Raw genomic sequence first — 17,035 nt, 5'->3', positions numbered from 1 at the left:
TGCCCTCGGGCCGGGACATCAAGCGCCACCGGGCGCCGGGCGGTGTCAGGCGCGGCTCAGCGACTGGGCTGCCAGCCGGTGGACACCAGGTGGGCGCTCACGCCGGTGTGGGTCATGCTGCGGGGCGTGAGCACCGAGGCGTTCAGCGGGAAGCCCTCTTCAAGGCTGGATGACCGGCGGTCGGCACCGGCCGGGCTGGAGGTGTTGCTGTCGGCCATGAGGGCCGCACTCTGGCCTTGGGGCTCGCCCAACCAGAAGAGCAGGGCCACCAAAGGCACGATCGCGAACAGCGGACGCATGAGGTCTACCTGTGTTTGAAACCAATTTGTCCCAGTGTAGGCAGGGCATGGCATGGCGGTCATCCCCAGTGCGAGGGGGGTGCCCCCTGCGTGTGAGGGGGGTGTTGTGCAGCGCACCACAGTCCCGGTGGGCGGGCGCACTTGCCGGGTCACCGGCCTCGCCCAGGATGGGGAATTTGCTCAAGCACCACTTCCAGTCCCTTGTGCAGGTTGTTGATTATTAAGGACTTTTTTCTTCTGCCGACCCCTTCAAAACGCACGTAAGTATTTGATTTCATTGATTTTTTTTAGCGTTTGACCTTGTTTCGACCCCGGAGCTCGGTTAAAGTGGGATTTAGTGCAAATTCGTGGGGTTTTGTGTGACTCTGGTCTTTCAAGGGGCTTCGGCGCTGTCGATGGACGCCAAGGGACGCTTGGCGGTCCCGGTGCGCCATCGCGATGCCTTGCAGGCCCTTTGTGAGGGGCAGTTGACCATCACCAAAAACCCCGATGGCTGCCTGATGATCTTCCCCCGCCCCGCGTGGGAGGCTTTCCGCGACAAGATCGCGGCCCTGCCCATGTCGGCGGCGGGCTGGAAGCGCATCTTTCTGGGCAACGCCCAGGATGTGGAGATCGACGGCGCGGCGCGTGTGCTGGTGGCGCCCGAGCTGCGGGCGGCTGCCGGGCTCCAGAAAGACGTGATGCTGCTCGGCATGGGCAGCCACTTCGAGTTGTGGGACGCCGAACGCTACGCCGCCCATGAGTCGGCCGTGATGGCCGAGCCCATGCCCCAGGCCTTGCAGGACTTCACCTTCTGACGCCCATGCAGGCCACCCAGCAACCTTGGCAGCACCACACCGTTTTGCTGCACGAGGCCGTTCAGGCCTTGTGGGACGGCGATGTGGGCCCGCGTCCGCAAGGGCGTTACGTGGACGCCACCTTCGGTCGCGGGGGGCATTCGCGCCTGATCCTGTCCCATCTCGGGCCTGAGGCTCGGCTCCTGGCGCTCGACCGTGACCCTGAGGCCATCGCCCACGCCACCCAGGGCGAGGCCGCCATCCACGACGAGCGCTTCGCCATTGCCCACGCCCCCTTTTCGTCCTGGGCCGACGTGGCGCGCGAGCACGGCTGGCCCCAGGTGGATGGCCTGTTGATGGACATCGGCGTGTCGTCGCCGCAGATTGACAACCCCATGCGGGGTTTCAGCTTTCGGTTCGATGCGCCGCTGGACATGCGCATGGACACGACGCAGGGCGAGAGCGCGGCCGATTTCCTGGCCAGCGCCTCGGTGGAAGCAATCTCCCATGTGATCCAGACCTATGGCGAAGAACGGTTTGCTTGGCCCATTGCAAAGGCGCTTGTCGCTCGCCGCGATGAAGGCCAGCCTGTGCGCACCACCGCCGAGCTGGCGGCGCTCGTGGCTCGTTCGGTCAAAACCCGCGAGGCCGGGCAAGACCCTGCCACCCGCACCTTCCAGGCTCTTCGGATTCACGTCAACCGTGAGCTCGGCGAGCTCGAAGATGCGCTGGACGCCGCACTGAGCATGCTGGCGCCAGGCGGGCGCCTGGCCGTGATCAGCTTCCACTCGCTGGAAGACCGCATCGTCAAGACCTTCATCGCTCGCCACAGCCGTGACGAAGTGGATCGCCGGGCGCCATTTGCCGCGCCCAAGCCGCTGATGCTCCAGGCCGTGGCCCGCATCAAGCCCTCTGCGGACGAGGTGGCGGCCAACCCCCGCTCACGCTCGGCGGTCTTGCGTGTGGCCGAGCGCACCGAGGTGCCCTACACACCGCCGGCGTCCGGTCGCGGTGCGGCGCCTGCGCGGGGCAGGAGGTCGCGATGAGCCTGCGCATGAACCTCATCCTGGCGGCTGTGCTGCTCCTGAGCTGCTTCTGGCTGGTGCAGTCCAGCTACGAATCGCGTCGCCTGTTTGTCGAGATGGAGCGAGCCCAGCGCGCCTCGCGCGAACTGCAGATCGACTACGAGCGCCTGCAACTGGAAAAGCGCGTGCAGGCCACGCCCCTGCGCGTGGAGAAGCTGGCGCGTGACAAGCTGCGCATGGCGGCCCCCACGCCCGCCGTGACCCACTATGTGGCCCAATCCGGCTCGTGGGTGGTGCCTGCACCGCCCGTGGCGGCCGCCTCTGGCGCGGTGCCTGCCGGCATGGGGGGGCGTGCGCCATGAGCCGGCTGGGCGATTTCTGGCGCCGCCTGCGAGGGCAGCCCCGACAGCGCAAGCTGGGGGCCATGCCCTCGGTGCGTTATGCGAGCAGCCCTTTGCTGGCGTCGCGCACCCCGCCGTGGCGTGTCAAGTTCATGATCGGTGCCATCGGCCTGGGTTTTGCAGTGCTCATCGGGCGCGCGGCCTGGATTCAGATCATCGAAAACGACTTCTACCTGGAGCAGGGCGCCAGCCGGTACGAACGGCGCATTGCCCTGGAGGCCAACCGTGGCCGCATCCTGGATCGCCACGGCGAGTTGCTGGCCTCCAGCGTGCCGGCGCCCTCGCTGTGGGCCATCCCCAAAGACCTGGATGCCTCTGCGGCGCAAAAGCGTGAACTGGCCAAGCTTCTGGGCATGAGCGTGGGCGAGCTCGACAAGCGCCTGTCTCGCAGCCCCAACTTCGTGTGGTTGCGCCGCAAGGTGGACGACGAGGTGGCCCAGGCCGTGGCAGCCCTGAACATCAAAGGGGTGCACCAGTTGCGCGAGGCCAAGCGGCACTACCCCGAAGGTGAGGCCGTGGCCCACGTGGTGGGCTTCACCAACATCGAAGACAAAGGCCAGGAGGGCATCGAGCTGGCCCACCAATCGCGCCTGGCCGGTCGCGACGGCATGCGTCGCGTCATCAAGGACCGCCTCGGTCGGGTGGTGGAGTCGGTGGGCGACATGGTGCCCGCCGTCGATGGTGAAACGGTGCGCCTGTCGATCGATGCCAAGGTGCAGTTCTACGCCTACCAGCAGATTCGCAATGCGGTGCTGGACAACAAGGCCAAGGCCGGCAGTGTGGTCGTGCTGGACGTGCACACCGGCGAGGTGCTGGCGCTGGCCAACGTGCCCACCTACCGCCCTGATGACCGCCGCAACCTGACCGGCGCGCAGTTGCGCAACCGCGCGCTCACCGACACCTTCGAGCCCGGCTCGACCATGAAGCCCTTCATCGCAGGCTGGGCGCTGGAGACCGGGCGCGTGCGCCCCGACACCATCATCCAGACGGCGCCCGGCCGCATCAGCATCGATGGCTCCACCATCAGTGACGCGCATCCGCACGACGACCTCACCGTGGCCGAGGTCATCCAGAAATCCAGCAACGTGGGCACGGTCAAGCTGGCCATGCAGATGCAGCCCCGCGAAATGTGGGAGCTGTTCTCGGCCGTGGGTTTGGGGCAGAAGCCGCAGATTGACTTTCCTGGTGCCGTGACCGGTCGGCTGCGCCCTTACAAGAGCTGGCGTCGCATCGAGCAGGCCACCATGAGCTATGGCTATGGCCTGTCGGCCAGCCTGTTCCAGATCGCGCAGGCCTACACCGTGTTTGCCACCGATGGTGAGCTGGTGCCCATGACCTTGCTGGCGCGCGAAGGGGTGATGCGCACGGGCGGCCAGGCGCACGAGCAACTGGTGCATGGCCGTCGTGTGTTGTCTCCCGACGTGGCGCGCACGGTGCGGCACATGCTGCAGATGGCCGCCGGCCCCGGCGGCACCGCCCCGCTGGCACAGACCGTGGGCTACAGCGTGGGCGGCAAGTCGGGCACGGCCCGCAAGCAAGAGGGGCGCGGGTACGCCAGCAACAAATACCGGGCCTGGTTCGTGGGCATTGCCCCCATCAGTCAGCCCCGCATCGTGGTGGCCGTGATGGTCGATGAGCCCAACAACGGCAAGTACTACGGCGGTGCGGTGGCCGCGCCGGTGTTCAGTCAGGTGGTTCAGCACACGCTCAACCGCCTGGGCGTGCTGCCGGACATGGCGGTGGAGCCCCACATCGTGGCCTCAGAGCGGCTGGTGCCCGCCGAGGTGGAGAGCTTCTGATGCTGCACCACCTCCATCAACTGACCGACCTGTTGCGCTGGCTTGGCGACCGTGGTGTGCGCGAGCTGGTGGTGGACAGCCGCCGGGTTCGTGCGCAGGCCCACCAGGCGTTTGTGGCCTGGCCGGGTGCCGCCAGCGACGGACGCGCCTACGTGCAACAGGCGCTGGACGCTGGTGCCCTGGCCTGCGTGGTGGAGGCCGAGGGCGTGCAGGCGCACGCTCTGGACGACGCCCGCGTGGTGGCGGTGCCCGACCTCAAGCGCCGCAGTGCCGAGCTGGCCCACGCCTTTTATGGCCAACCCAGTGCCCATCTGGACGTGGTGGCCGTCACGGGCACCAATGGCAAGACGTCGACCTCGTGGTGGACGGCTCAGGCGCTGGACGCGCTGGGGCAAGGCTGCGGCGTGATCGGCACCCTGGGCGTGGGCCGTGCCGGACACCCAGGGGTGGAGTCCACCGGCTTCACGACACCCGACCCCATCACCTTGCAGGCCACCTTCCAGCGGTTTGTGAGCCAGGGCTTGAAGGCGGCGGCCATCGAGGCCTCATCCATCGGCATCGAGGAGCTGAGGCTGCACGCCACGCGCATCGCGGTGGCGCAGTTCACCAACTTCACCCAAGACCATCTGGACTACCACGGCAGCATGCAGGCTTATTGGTGCGCCAAGCAGGCCCTGTTCGAATGGCCAGGCTTGCGTGCGGCGGTGATCAACCTGGACGACCCCCAAGGCGAGGTGCTGCAATCGGTGCTGCGTGCGCAAGGCGTGCCCACCTGGACCTATGGTTGCCGCCCTGATGTGCGCCTGCAAGCCTGTGACGTGCGTCAGCAGGCGCATGGCACCACCTTCACGGTGGTCGAGCGCGACGAGACCTTCAAGGTGATGGCGCAGGCCGAGTTGCGCGCGCCCATCATCGGCCTGTTCAACGTCTCCAACCTGCTGGCGGTGCTGGGTGCCTTGCGTGCCCTGGGTCACAGCCTGGCCGATGCGGTGCGCGCCTGCGCCGGATTGAAGGCCGTGCCGGGACGCATGCAGATCATCGGGCCGGCTCAGGCCGAGCAACCGATGGTGGTGGTGGATTACGCCCACACACCCGATGCGCTCGACAAGGCCTTGCGTACCCTGCAGCCCGTGGCACAGGCCCGTGCGGGCCGCCTGATCTGTGTGCTGGGATGCGGTGGCAACCGCGATGCGTCCAAGCGCCCACTGATGGCCCGCGTGGCCGAACAAGGTGCCGATGTGGTGATGCTCACCAGCGACAACCCACGCCATGAGGCGCCGCAAGCCATCGTCGACCAGATGGTGGCCGGGCTGCACACGCCGCAGGCCGCCCAGGTGGAGCTCGATCGCCGTGCCGCCATCGTCCAGGCGGTGCGCATGGCGCGGCCGCAAGACGTGGTGCTGGTGGCTGGCAAGGGCCACGAAACGTATCAAGAAGTGGCGGGCGTTCGTCTACCGTTTTCTGATGCGGACGAGGCGATGGCCGCGCTGGATGCGCGCTTGAAGGGGGGGGCCGCATGAGCGCTGTGCCGATGATGACCCTGGGCCTGGCCCACGCCCTGCTGCCTGGCTCGGTGTTGCATGGCGATCCTGCCACGCCCATCATGCGGGTGCACACCGACACGCGCACCTTGCAGGCCGGTGACCTCTTCGTGGCCTTGCGCGGTGAGCGTTTCGATGCCCATGACTTTCTGCCGCAGGCGGCGCAAGCCGGGGCGGTGGCCGTGATCGGGCAGCGTGGCGTGGCCACCTGCGGCTTGCCGGGCCTGATGGTGGCCGACACGCGCGCGGCCCTGGCCTGGCTGGCCTCGGGGTGGCGTGCCCGTTTTGATCTGCCGCTGATCGCCGTGACCGGCAGCAACGGCAAGACCACGGTCACCCAGATGATCGCCACCGTCCTGCGCACCTGGATGACCGAGCAAGGGTCGCCGGAGGCGGCCCTGGCCACGGCCGGCAACTTCAACAACGACATCGGTGTGCCCCTGACCCTCTTGCGCTTGCGCGAGGGTGTGCACCGCTGCGCGGTGGTCGAGTTGGGCATGAACCACCCTGGCGAAATTGCGCAGCTGGCGGCCATCGCGGCGCCCACCGTGGGTCTCGTCAACAACGCCCAGCGCGAACACCAGGAGTTCATGCACACGGTCGAGGCGGTGGCCCGCGAGAACGGAGCCGTGCTGCAGGCGCTCAGCCGCAGTGGCGTGGCGGTGTTTCCCGCCGATGACGAGTACACCGCCGTGTGGCGCGAACTGGCCAATGGCTACGAGCGCATGGAGTTTGGTGACGATGCCGCCGCTGCCGTGCAAGGGCAGGCTGTCTGGCTGGCCGAGCCCCGTCCACACTGGCAGATCACCCTGCAAGCCCGCGGTGCGCAGGCCGAGGTGGCCTTGAACATGGCCGGGCGGCACAACGTGCGCAACGCGCTGGCGGCCACGGCGGCTGCCCTGGGGGCCGGCGTGCCCCTGGCGGTGATCGCGCGTGGCCTGTCCGCCTTCGAGCCCGTCAAAGGCCGATCGCAATTGCACACCCTGCACCAGGGCGGTCGGGCCCTCACGCTGGTGGACGACAGCTACAACGCCAACCCCGATTCCGTGCGTGCGGCCATTGACATGCTGGCCGACCTGCCGGGGCCCCGCTGGATGGTGCTGGGTGACATGGGTGAGGTGGGCTCACAAGGCCCCGCCTTTCATGCCGAAGTGGGCGCCTACGCGAAAGACCGTGGCATCGAGCACTTCTGGGTGGCCGGTGACTTGTGTGTGCACGCCGCCCAGGCCTATGGCGACCACGCCCGCGTTTTCACCTCATCGGCCGAGATCGTCTCGGCCTTGTCCATGGTTCAAGCCGGCGCGCCCCAGGTGGCGTCCGTGCTGGTCAAAGGTTCTCGATTCATGAAGATGGAACTTGTCGTGGCAGCTCTGCAAGGAGGTGCCCATGCTGCTTAGTCTGGCCATGTGGTTGCAGTCGCTGGACCCCAGCCTGGGTTTCCTGCGTGTGTTCCAGTACCTCACCTTCCGGGCGGTGATGGCCGCCATGACGGCGGTGCTCATCGGCCTCATCCTGGGGCCCATCGTCATCCGCAAGCTCACCGAACTCAAGATCGGTCAGCCCATCCGCGAGTACGGGGTGCAAGAGCACCTGGCCAAGCGGGGCACCCCCACCATGGGCGGCGCGCTGATCTTGCTGGCCATCGGCCTGTCCACCTTCCTGTGGTTCGACTGGTCCAACCGGTTCGTGTGGGTGGTGATGATCGTCACCCTGGGCTTCGGGGCCATCGGCTGGGTGGACGACTGGCGCAAGGTGGTGCTCAAAGACCCCGAAGGCATGCGCTCGCGTGAAAAGTACTTCTGGCAATCGCTGATCGGGTTGATTTCGGCGTTCTTTCTGGCGTTTGCGGTCTCCGGCAACAGCAACGAACAGGTGATGGAGCTGTTCTTTGATTGGGTGGCGTCGGGCTTCACCAACGACCTGCCGCCCGCCGCCGACCTGATCGTGCCCTTCTTCAAGAGCGTGAGCTACCCGCTGGGTGTGTGGGGCTTCATCGCACTGACCTACGTGGTCATCGTGGGCTCCAGCAACGCGGTCAACCTCACCGACGGGCTGGACGGCCTGGCCATCATGCCGGTGGTGATGGTGGGCGCCGCGCTGGGCATCTTTGCCTATGTGACCGGCAACGCCGTGTTCTCTCGCTACCTGCTGCTGCCCTACATCCCGGGCGCGGGTGAGTTGCTGGTGTTCTGTGCGGCGATGTCGGGTGCGGGGCTGGCCTTCTTGTGGTTCAACGCCTACCCGGCGCAGGTGTTCATGGGCGATGTCGGGGCGCTGGCCCTGGGGGGTGCTCTGGGCACCATCGCCGTCATCGTGCGCCAGGAGGTGGTGCTCGCCGTCATGGGTGGCATCTTCGTGCTGGAGGCCCTGTCGGTCATGGTGCAGGTGAGCTACTTCAAGTACACGAAGAAGAAATATGGCGAAGGCCGGCGCATCTTGCTGATGGCGCCGCTGCACCACCACTTCGAGAAGTCTGGCTGGAAGGAAACGCAGGTCGTGGTCCGCTTCTGGATCATCACCATGCTGCTGTGCCTGGTCGGTCTGTCCACCCTGAAACTGCGCTGAACCTCTGCTTCACATGCACCACCTACGCAACCTCACCGTGCTGATCCTGGGTCTGGGCGACTCAGGGCTGGCCATGGCGCGCTGGTGCGCCCGGTGTGGCGCGACCGTGCGCGTGACCGACACGCGCAGTGCCCCGCCGCAGGCGGCCACCCTGGCAAGCGACGTGCCGCAGGCCGTGCTGCTTCAAGGGCTGGATGTGGGGCTGCTGCAGGGCGTGAACCTGGTGCTCAAGAGCCCGGGGCTGGCGCCCAACGCGCCCGACATGGCGGCCTTGCTGGCCGCCGCCGATGCCCAGGGCATCCCGGTGCGGGGCGAGTTGTCGCTGTTTGCGTCGGCCTTGGCCGACCTGAAATCCGAGCGGGGCTATGCGCCCAAGGTGGTGGCCATCACGGGCACCAACGGCAAGACCACGACCACCTCGCTGACGGCGCAGCTCATCGAGCGTGCGGGCCTGCGCGTGGGCCTGGCGGGCAACATCGGGCCCACGCTGCTGGACACCCTGCGCACGGCGCTGGACGCAGAGCCGGAAAAAGACAATGCCGAACGGTCAGCGTCGCTGCAGCCCGCCGAGCCCACCGATCTGGTCGAGCCCACCGAACCCACAGCGCAGGCCGATGATGCCGGGCCTGTCGAGGACGTGGATGACGCTGATGCGGCGCCGGTCGTGCTGACGCCACCCCAGCCTGCCGCACCGGTCTTTGAGGTCTTGCCCCAAGCCTGGGTGCTGGAACTCTCCAGCTTCCAACTCGATGGTGTGAGCAACTTCGAGCCGGACGCGGCGGTGGTGCTCAACATCAGCCAGGATCATCTGGATTGGCACGGCAGCATGGCGGCGTACGCCGAGGCCAAGTCGCGCATTTATGGCCGCCGCGACACCGTCATGGTCATCAATCGAGATGACCCGGCGGTGGAGGCCATGGTGCCGCCGCCTGAAGTGATCAAGTCGGGTGTGCGCGGGCGTCCCGCACGCACGGTGCATCGCCGTGTGGTGCGCTTTGGTCTGGATGCGCCTCAGCATCCCGGCGACTTCGGCCTGGTGACGCAGGCTGGCATGGCCTGGCTGGTGCGCGCGCAGGAAGCCGATCCCACGATCAAGCTGGCCAAGGGTGAGCAGCACGAGATCGTGCTGCAGCGCCTGATGCCGGCCGACGCCTTGCGCATCCGTGGGCGACACAACGCCTCGAATGCGCTGGCCGCGCTGGCGCTGGCCACCGCCATCGGTTGCGCCCTGGCCCCCATGCTGCACGGCCTGCGTGAGTACCGTGGCGAGCCCCATCGTGTGGAGTTGGTGGCCACCGTGGGCGGTGTGGATGCCATTGACGACAGCAAAGGCACCAATGTGGGCGCCACCGTGGCGGCCCTGACCGGCCTGGGCGCAGACTTGTCGCCCGGCAAACTGGCGGTGATCCTGGGGGGCGATGGCAAGGGCCAGGACTTTGCACCCCTGGCACCCCCCCTGTCTCGCCATGCGCGTGCCATCGCGCTCATCGGCCGTGATGCTCCGGCCTTGGCCGAGGTGTTGCAGGGACTGAGCCGTCCGGGGGGCGAGGCCATCGAGATCACCCGACACGACACCCTGGAAGAGGCCACGCGCTGGTGCTTTGCCCAGGCCCAGCCTGGTGATGCCGTGCTGCTCAGCCCGGCCTGCGCCAGCCTGGACATGTTCCGCAACTACGCCCACAGGGCCGAGGTGTTCGTGCAGACCGTGCACGACATCGCGCACGATCGCGGAGAGGTGGCATGAGCGACACCACCAACCTGGGCCGTTGGTCTCCCGCCGTGTGGTGGGGCGCCTTGAAAGACCGCGTCGGCGCTCGCGACGATGGTGTGGGTTCGCTGCCGGTGCGCGACCGCATCAACCTGAGTGCGGCGCAGCCCACGCGCATCATGGGCTTTGACCAGACGCTGGTGTGGGTGGTGCTGGGCCTCATCGCCATGGGCCTGGTGATGGTGTATTCCGCCACCATCGCGCTGCCAGACAACCCCCGATTCGCCCGCTACGAGCCCACGCACTTCGTGATGCGACACGCCATGGCCATCGTCATCGCGCTGGTGTTTGCGGCCGTGACGGCCCAGGTGCCCATGGCCGCCTGGGAGCGCCTGGCCAAGTGGATCTTCCTGTTCTCCATCGTCTTGCTGGTGCTGGTGCTGGTGCCCATGATCGGCAAAGAGGTGTACGGCGCGCGCCGCTGGATTCCCCTGGGCTTCATGAACTTTCAGCCCTCCGAGCTGGCCAAGCTGGGCATCGTGCTGTACGCCTCTGACTACATGGTGCGCAAGATGGAGGTCAAGGAGCGCTTCTTCCGTGCCGTGGCGCCCATGGCCATCGCTGTGGGCCTGGTGGGGGTCTTGCTGCTGGCCGAGCCCGACATGGGCGCCTTCATGGTGATCGCGGTCATCGCCATGTCCATCCTGTTCCTGGGTGGCGTCAATGGCCGCATGTTCTTCCTGATCACGGCCGTGCTGCTGGGGGCGTTCATCAGCATGATCACGGCCAGCCCGTGGCGGCGTGAGCGCATCTTTGCCTACCTTGACCCCTGGAGCGAGCAAAACGCGCTGGGCAAGGCCTACCAGCTCACCCATTCGCTGATCGCCTTTGGCCGAGGCGAGATTTTTGGTGAAGGCCTGGGCGCCAGTGTCGAAAAGCTCCACTACCTGCCCGAGGCCCACACCGACTTCCTGCTGGCCGTGATCGGCGAAGAGCTGGGCTTCATCGGGGTGTCCTGCGTGGTGCTGGCCTTCTTCTGGGTGGTGGTGCGCCTGTTCAACATCGGCCGCCAGGCCATTGCGCTGGACCGGGTCTTCTCGGGCCTGGTGGCCCAGGGCGTGGCCGTGTGGATGGCCGGTCAGGCCTTCATCAACATGGGCGTGAACCTGGGCGTGTTGCCCACCAAGGGCCTCACCTTGCCGTTGATGAGCTTTGGTGGCTCGGGCATCTTGATGAACTGCATTGCCCTGGCGATCTGCCTGCGGGTGGACATCGAGAACCGGCAACTCATGCGCGGAGGTCGCACATGAGCCACCACCTCGTCATCATGGCGGCCGGTACGGGTGGGCACATCATGCCGGGCCTGGCCGTGGCCGATGAAATGAAACGCCGTGGCTGGGGCGTGAGCTGGCTGGGCACGGCCACCGGCATGGAAAACCGACTGGTGCCGCCCACGGGCATCCCCATGGACACCATCGCGTTCAACGGCCTGCGCGGCAAGGGGCTGAAAGACACGGTGTTCGGTGGCGTGCGCCTGCTCAAGGCCTTTGCCGACTGCTACGGCATCCTCAAGCGCCGTCAGGCCGATGCCGTCCTGGGCATGGGCGGGTATGTGTGTTTCCCTGGGGGTGTGATGAGCGCGGCTCGCACCTTGCCGTTGGTGATGGTGAACGCTGACGCCGCCATGCTGTTGAGTAACCGCGCCCTGTTGCCCATCACCGATGTGCTGGCCTGTGGCTTCGATGGCCCAGCCGCACAGCACAAGGTGGCCCGCGTGACGGGCAACCCGGTGCGTGCCGACATCGAGGCGATCGCTGCGCCCGCAGAGCGGTTTGCCGGGCGTCAAGGCCCCTTGAACGTGCTGGTGGTGGGCGGCAGCCTCGGTGCCCGTGCGCTCAACGAGTTGATTCCTCAGGCACTGGCCCGCATACCGCAAGACCAGCGGCCTCGCATCACCCACCAGACGGGCATGGCCAATCTGGAGGCCGTCAAGGCCGACTACGTCAAGGCCGGGCTGAACCCCGCCAGCGATGTCGAGCTGCTGCCTTTCATCAACAACATGGCTCAGCGCCTGGCCGACTGCGATGTGATCCTGTGTCGCGCAGGGGCCATCACGGTGAGTGAACTGTGCGCCGCCGGGGTGGCCAGCATGCTGGTGCCGCTGGTGGTGTCCACCACGGCCCATCAGCGTGACAACGCGGTCTACATGGCCGAGCGTGGCGCAGCCTTGCACCTGCCTCAGACGGCGCTGTCGGCCGACAGCCTGGCTGACACGTTGCAGGGACTGCGTCGCGATCAGCTGCTGCAGATGGCGACCCAGGCCCGAGGCCTGGCCCGGCGGCAATCTGCTGCGGCCGTGGCCGACGCCATCGAACAACTCGTCAACCTCCAGAAAAAGAAGAGGGCGTCCACATGAAGCACGCCGTCAAGCACATCCATTTCGTGGGCATCGGTGGCGCCGGCATGAGCGGCATCGCCGAGATCCTGCACAACCTGGGCTACACCGTCTCGGGCTCTGACCAGTCCGACAGCAAGACGGCCCGCCGCCTGGCGTCCTTGGGCATCACGGTCTACATCGGGCACGATGCCGCGCACATCGCTGGCGCCGAAGCGGTGGTCACCTCCACCGCCGTGAAGGGCGACAACCCCGAAGTCATCGCCGCGCGGGCCGCCCGTGTGCCCGTGGTGCCGCGCGCCGTGATGCTGGCCGAGCTGATGCGCCTGCGTCGGGGCATTGCCATCGCTGGCACGCATGGCAAGACCACGACCACCTCGCTGACCACGGCCATCCTGGCCGAGGCGGGGGTCGACCCGACCTTCGTCATCGGTGGCAAGCTCAACAGCGCGGGCGCCAACTCGGCCCTGGGCAAGGGCGAGTACATCGTGGTGGAGGCCGACGAGTCGGACGCCTCGTTCCTGAACCTCTTGCCCGTCCTGTCGGTGGTCACGAACATCGATGCCGACCACATGGACACCTACGGGCACGACTTCGCCAAGCTCAAGCAGGCGTTTGTCGACTTTCTGCACCGCATGCCGTTTTATGGCTCGGCCATCCTCTGCGTTGAAGACCCGGGGGTGCGCAGCATCATCCCCTTGATCTCTCGCCCGGTCATCACCTACGGCTTTGGCGAAGACGCCCAGGTGCGTGCCGTGGACGTCGAGGCCTTGCCGGGCGGGCAGATGCGCTTCACGGTGCAGCGCCGCAATGGCATGACCATGCCCGATCTGCAGGTGACCTTGAACCTGCCAGGCCAGCACAACGTGCTCAACGCCTTGGCCGCCATCGCCGTGGCCACCGAAATCGAGCTCGACGACGAGGCCATGGCCCGTGCGCTGGCCAGCTTTGCCGGCGTCGGCCGCCGCTTCCAGCGCTACGGCGAGCACCGCGCCGCCGATGGCGGTCGCTTCACGCTGATCGACGACTACGGCCATCACCCGGTCGAGATGGCGGCCGTGCTGAGTGCTGCCCGTGGCGCCTTCCCCGGCCAGCGCCTTGTGCTGGCCTTCCAGCCGCACCGCTACACCCGCACCCGCGACTGTTTTGAAGACTTCGTCAAGGTGATGGGCACCGCCGATGCGGTGCTGCTCACCGAGGTGTACGCCGCGGGCGAGGCCCCCATCGTGGCCGCCGATGGCCGTGCGCTGACCCGCGCGCTGCGGGTGCAAGGCAAGCTGGAGCCGGTGTTTGTGGATGACGTTCAAGACCTGCCGCAGGCGATTGCCGACAACACGCGCGATGGCGATGTGGTGATCTGCATGGGGGCAGGGTCGATCGGCGCCATCGCCGCTCGCACGGTGGAGCTGCTGAAAGGAGACCCGGCATGAGCGCCTCAACCCTGATGGCCCCGACCGTTCAGCCGCAGGCCTTGGGCAAGGTGGCCGTGCTGTTTGGCGGCTCGTCGGCCGAGCGAGAAGTCTCGTTGATGTCGGGCAGCGGCGTGCTCCAGGCCTTGCAGTCGCAAGGTGTGCGGGCCTTTGCCTTCGACCCGGCCGAGCGTCCTTTGCAGGAGCTGCTGGCCGAGGGCGTGGACCGCTGCTTCATCGCCCTGCATGGCCGTGGTGGCGAAGACGGCACGGTGCAAGGGGCCCTGGAGTTGCTGAAGATCCCCTACACCGGGTCGGGTGTGATGGCCTCCAGCATCGCCATGGACAAGGTCATGACCAAGCGCATCTGGCGTTTTGAGGGCCTGCCCACGCCCGACTGGCGCCTGGTCGACAGTGCCGAAGCCTGCGAGCAGGCGCTGGTGGCCCTGGGGGCGCCGATGATCGTCAAGCCGGCACGCGAGGGCTCGTCCATCGGCCTGACCAAGGTGATGGACGCCTCGCAGTGCGCCCAGGCGTACGCCGCCGCCGCGCAGCATGATCCGGAGGTGTTGTGCGAGCAGTTCATCGAGGGTGAAGAAACCACCTGCCCGGTGCTGGTGGTCGATGGTCGGGCGCAGGCGCTGCCGGTGATCCGCATCCAGGCGCCCGATGGCAAGTACGACTACCAGAACAAGTACTTCACCGACGAGGTGCGCTACCTGTGCCCGAGCGGCCTGGAGGCTGACGAAGAGGCCGAGATCCAGCGCCTGGTGGTGCGTGCCTTCAAGACCTTGGGCTGCCGGGGCTGGGCGCGTGCTGACGTGATGATTCGCCACAGCGACCGTCAACCCTTCCTGCTGGAAATCAACACCGCGCCGGGCATGACTGGGCACTCTTTGGTGCCCATGTCGGCCAAGGCGACCGGGCTGAGCTACGAACAACTGTGCGTTCAGCTGCTGGCGTCGGCCAGCCTGGACACCTTGCAACGCTGAACACTGACCGTCAAGCACACCGCCATGCTGGCCGCCAACGCCCTTCACCCCCGCACCGAGCACACCGTGCCGCAGGACATCCGCTGGATGAACCTGGGCTCGGCCGTGCTGGCCGGTCTGGGGCTGGCCATGGTGCTGGTCTGGGGCGTGATCAGCGTGGCGCGCTTGCCCTGGTTCGATGTGCAGCACATCGTCATCGATGGTGATCTGAACCGGCACAACCTGCTGACGGTGAGGGCCAACACCGTGTCTCGCCTCCAGGGCGGCTACTTCAGCATCGACCTGGCCGACACCCGCGAGGTGTTCGAGTCCTTGCCCTGGGTGCGACGGGCGGTGGTGCGGCGCGTGTGGCCCAACGAGGTGCGTGTGCACCTGGAAGAGCACCAGGCGGCGGCTTACTGGCACCACGATGGCCGGGAAGAAGAGCTGGTCAACCGCTTTGGCGAGGTGTTTGAAGCCAACCTGGGTGACGTCGAGGATGAGGGCCTGCCGGTGTTGCGCGGCCCCACCGAGGCCACGCCGGAACAGGCCGCCGAGATGCTGGCCATGCTGCACCAACTGCAGCCGGTGCTGGCGCCTTTGGGCGAGGTGCACAGCCTGCGCCTCAATGAGCGCGGTGGCTGGACCGTCTGGATGGACAACGAGGCGCGCATCGAGCTGGGCCGCGGCCGGTCTGAAGACGTGTTGCTGCGCACCGAGCGTTTTGTGCGCAGTTACCCCGCGCTGGCGCAGACCTATGGCGCCCCACTGGTTTATGCCGATCTTCGATATGCCCAGGGCTATGCCATCAAGCTGCAAGGCCTGAGCACCTTCAACCCTCAACTTTCATCAACCCGTTAACCCACCCAATACACCATGGCCAAGGAATACAAGGATCTGGTCGTCGGCCTGGACATCGGCACCGCCAAGGTGATGGCGGTGGTGGCCGAGGTTCTGCCCGGTGGTGAGCTGCGGCTGGCCGGCATGGGCGTGGCGCCCAGCCATGGGCTCAAGCGCGGCGTGGTCGTCAACATCGACGCCACGGTGCAGTCCATCCAGCAGGCGCTCAAAGAAGCCGAGCTGATGGCCGATTGCAAGATCAGCCGCGTGTGGACCGGCATCACCGGCAGCCACATCCGAGGACAGAACAGCACGGGCATGGTCATCGTGCGGGACAAGGAAGTCTCGCCCGTGGATGTGACGCGTGTGGTGGAAACCGCCAAAGCGATCAACATTCCCAATGACCAACGCCTCTTGCTGGTCGAGCCGCAAGAGTTCATCATTGATGGCCATGAGGTCAAAGAGCCGATTGGCATGAGCGGTGGTCGTCTGGAAGTCAAGGTGCACATCGTGACCGGCGCCCAGAGTGCCGCCGAGAACATCGTCAAGTGCGTGCGGCGTTGCGGCCTCGAGGTCGAGCAACTGATCCTCAACCCCAGCGCCTCGAGCGCGGCGGTGCTCACCGACGACGAGAAGTCGCTGGGCGTGGCCCTGGTCGACATTGGTGCCGGCACCACCGACGTGTCCATCTTCACCGATGGCTCGGTGCGCCACACGGCGGTCATCCCCATCGCGGGCGACCTCATCACCAGCGACATCGCCATGGCGCTGCGCACCCCCACCAAAGACGCCGAAGACATCAAGGTGGACCACGGCGTGGCCAAGCAGTTGCTGGCCGATCCCAATGAACACGTGGAGGTGCCCGGTCTGGGTGACCGCGCGCCGCGCATGCTCTCGCGCCAGGCCTTGGCCGGCGTGATCGAGCCGCGTGTGGAAGAGATCTTCTCGCTGGTTCATCAGGTGATCCGCGAATCAGGTTACGAGGAACTGCTGTCGTCCGGCATCGTGCTGACCGGCGGCTCGGCCGTGATGCCGGGCATGGTCGAGCTGGCCGAAGACATCTTCCTCAAGCCGGTGCGCAAGGGCACGCCCTTGTACTCCGGCGCGCTGTACGACATGGTGGCCAGCCCGCGCTCGGCCACCGTCATGGGCTTGCTCGAAGAGGCAAGACTCGCGCGAACGCGCGGGATGAAGGCGGCACAACAGGCCGGGTCCGTTCAAACGCTGTTTGGTCGGGTGCGTGACTGGTTTGTGGGCAATTTCTGAAATCGCAACACGTTTTTGACTGGCAACTGCTTGAGAAAAG

15 protein-coding genes are annotated in these 17,035 nt (G+C 66.6%); 14 read left to right on the top strand and 1 reads right to left on the bottom strand.

Translation table 11 applies throughout. The annotated features are described in order from the left end of the window. Window positions 1-56: 56 nt before the first annotated feature. Window positions 57-299: a hypothetical protein gene (locus tag WNB94_RS06925; protein WP_341389282.1), complete on the bottom strand. Its 243-nt coding sequence runs from the start codon at window positions 297-299 to the stop codon at window positions 57-59. Between the two features lie 365 nt (window positions 300-664). Between WNB94_RS06925 and mraZ the strand changes: the two genes are divergently transcribed. Genes mraZ through ftsA form a run of 14 tightly spaced genes read left to right on the top strand, consistent with a single transcriptional unit; the run spans window position 665 to window position 16,995 of the window. Next, the gene (gene mraZ / locus WNB94_RS06920) at window positions 665-1,096 is read left to right on the top strand and encodes a division/cell wall cluster transcriptional repressor MraZ (protein ID WP_341389969.1); all 432 of its coding nucleotides are present in this window, start codon (window positions 665-667) and stop codon (window positions 1,094-1,096) included. 5 nt (window positions 1,097-1,101) lie between these two features. Further along, the gene (rsmH, locus tag WNB94_RS06915) at window positions 1,102-2,121 is read left to right on the top strand and encodes a 16S rRNA (cytosine(1402)-N(4))-methyltransferase RsmH (protein WP_341389281.1); all 1,020 of its coding nucleotides are present in this window, start codon (window positions 1,102-1,104) and stop codon (window positions 2,119-2,121) included. After that, window positions 2,118-2,462, top strand: a complete 345-nt coding sequence (gene ftsL, locus WNB94_RS06910; protein WP_341389280.1) for a cell division protein FtsL — start codon at window positions 2,118-2,120, stop codon at window positions 2,460-2,462. The genes rsmH and ftsL overlap by 4 nt, the downstream gene beginning before the upstream one ends. Continuing rightward, on the top strand, window positions 2,459-4,300 hold the full coding sequence (locus WNB94_RS06905) for a peptidoglycan D,D-transpeptidase FtsI family protein (RefSeq protein WP_445819026.1): 1,842 nt from the start codon (window positions 2,459-2,461) through the stop codon (window positions 4,298-4,300). The genes ftsL and WNB94_RS06905 overlap by 4 nt, the downstream gene beginning before the upstream one ends. Continuing rightward, window positions 4,300-5,820, top strand: a complete 1,521-nt coding sequence (locus tag WNB94_RS06900; RefSeq protein WP_341389279.1) for a UDP-N-acetylmuramoyl-L-alanyl-D-glutamate--2,6-diaminopimelate ligase — start codon at window positions 4,300-4,302, stop codon at window positions 5,818-5,820. The genes WNB94_RS06905 and WNB94_RS06900 overlap by 1 nt, the downstream gene beginning before the upstream one ends. Then, window positions 5,817-7,238 carry a UDP-N-acetylmuramoyl-tripeptide--D-alanyl-D-alanine ligase gene (locus tag WNB94_RS06895; RefSeq protein ID WP_341389278.1) on the top strand — a complete coding sequence of 474 codons (1,422 nt, stop codon included), beginning with the start codon at window positions 5,817-5,819 and terminating at the stop codon, window positions 7,236-7,238. The genes WNB94_RS06900 and WNB94_RS06895 overlap by 4 nt, the downstream gene beginning before the upstream one ends. Then, window positions 7,228-8,406 carry a phospho-N-acetylmuramoyl-pentapeptide-transferase gene (mraY, locus tag WNB94_RS06890; RefSeq protein ID WP_341389276.1) on the top strand — a complete coding sequence of 393 codons (1,179 nt, stop codon included), beginning with the start codon at window positions 7,228-7,230 and terminating at the stop codon, window positions 8,404-8,406. The genes WNB94_RS06895 and mraY overlap by 11 nt, the downstream gene beginning before the upstream one ends. A 13-nt stretch (window positions 8,407-8,419) precedes the next feature. Then, complete coding sequence (gene murD / locus WNB94_RS06885; protein WP_341389275.1) at window positions 8,420-10,150, top strand: UDP-N-acetylmuramoyl-L-alanine--D-glutamate ligase; 1,731 nt, start codon at window positions 8,420-8,422, stop codon at window positions 10,148-10,150. Continuing rightward, complete coding sequence (gene ftsW / locus WNB94_RS06880; protein WP_341389274.1) at window positions 10,147-11,424, top strand: putative lipid II flippase FtsW; 1,278 nt, start codon at window positions 10,147-10,149, stop codon at window positions 11,422-11,424. The genes murD and ftsW overlap by 4 nt, the downstream gene beginning before the upstream one ends. After that, a complete protein-coding gene (gene murG / locus WNB94_RS06875) occupies window positions 11,421-12,530 on the top strand; it encodes an undecaprenyldiphospho-muramoylpentapeptide beta-N-acetylglucosaminyltransferase (RefSeq protein ID WP_341389273.1) in 1,110 nt (369 codons plus the stop codon). Before ftsW ends, murG begins: the two co-directional genes overlap by 4 nt. Then, a complete protein-coding gene (gene murC / locus WNB94_RS06870) occupies window positions 12,527-13,939 on the top strand; it encodes a UDP-N-acetylmuramate--L-alanine ligase (protein WP_341389271.1) in 1,413 nt (470 codons plus the stop codon). The genes murG and murC overlap by 4 nt, the downstream gene beginning before the upstream one ends. After that, entirely contained in the window at window positions 13,936-14,910 is a 975-nt protein-coding gene (locus tag WNB94_RS06865; protein WP_341389269.1) for a D-alanine--D-alanine ligase, read from the top strand. Before murC ends, WNB94_RS06865 begins: the two co-directional genes overlap by 4 nt. 24 nt (window positions 14,911-14,934) lie before the next feature. Continuing rightward, on the top strand, window positions 14,935-15,750 hold the full coding sequence (locus tag WNB94_RS06860; RefSeq protein ID WP_341389267.1) for a cell division protein FtsQ/DivIB: 816 nt from the start codon (window positions 14,935-14,937) through the stop codon (window positions 15,748-15,750). Window positions 15,751-15,765: 15 nt separating this feature from the next. Next, a complete protein-coding gene (gene ftsA, locus WNB94_RS06855) occupies window positions 15,766-16,995 on the top strand; it encodes a cell division protein FtsA (protein ID WP_341389266.1) in 1,230 nt (409 codons plus the stop codon). Window positions 16,996-17,035 lie beyond the last annotated feature (40 nt).

This window comes from Aquabacterium sp. A3 (assembly GCF_038069945.1).
In the GTDB taxonomy this organism is placed as follows: Bacteria; Pseudomonadota; Gammaproteobacteria; order Burkholderiales; family Burkholderiaceae_C; genus Aquabacterium.
The sequence above is the reverse complement of the archived record's forward strand: the minus strand, read 5'-3'. Positions and strand labels throughout refer to the sequence as shown.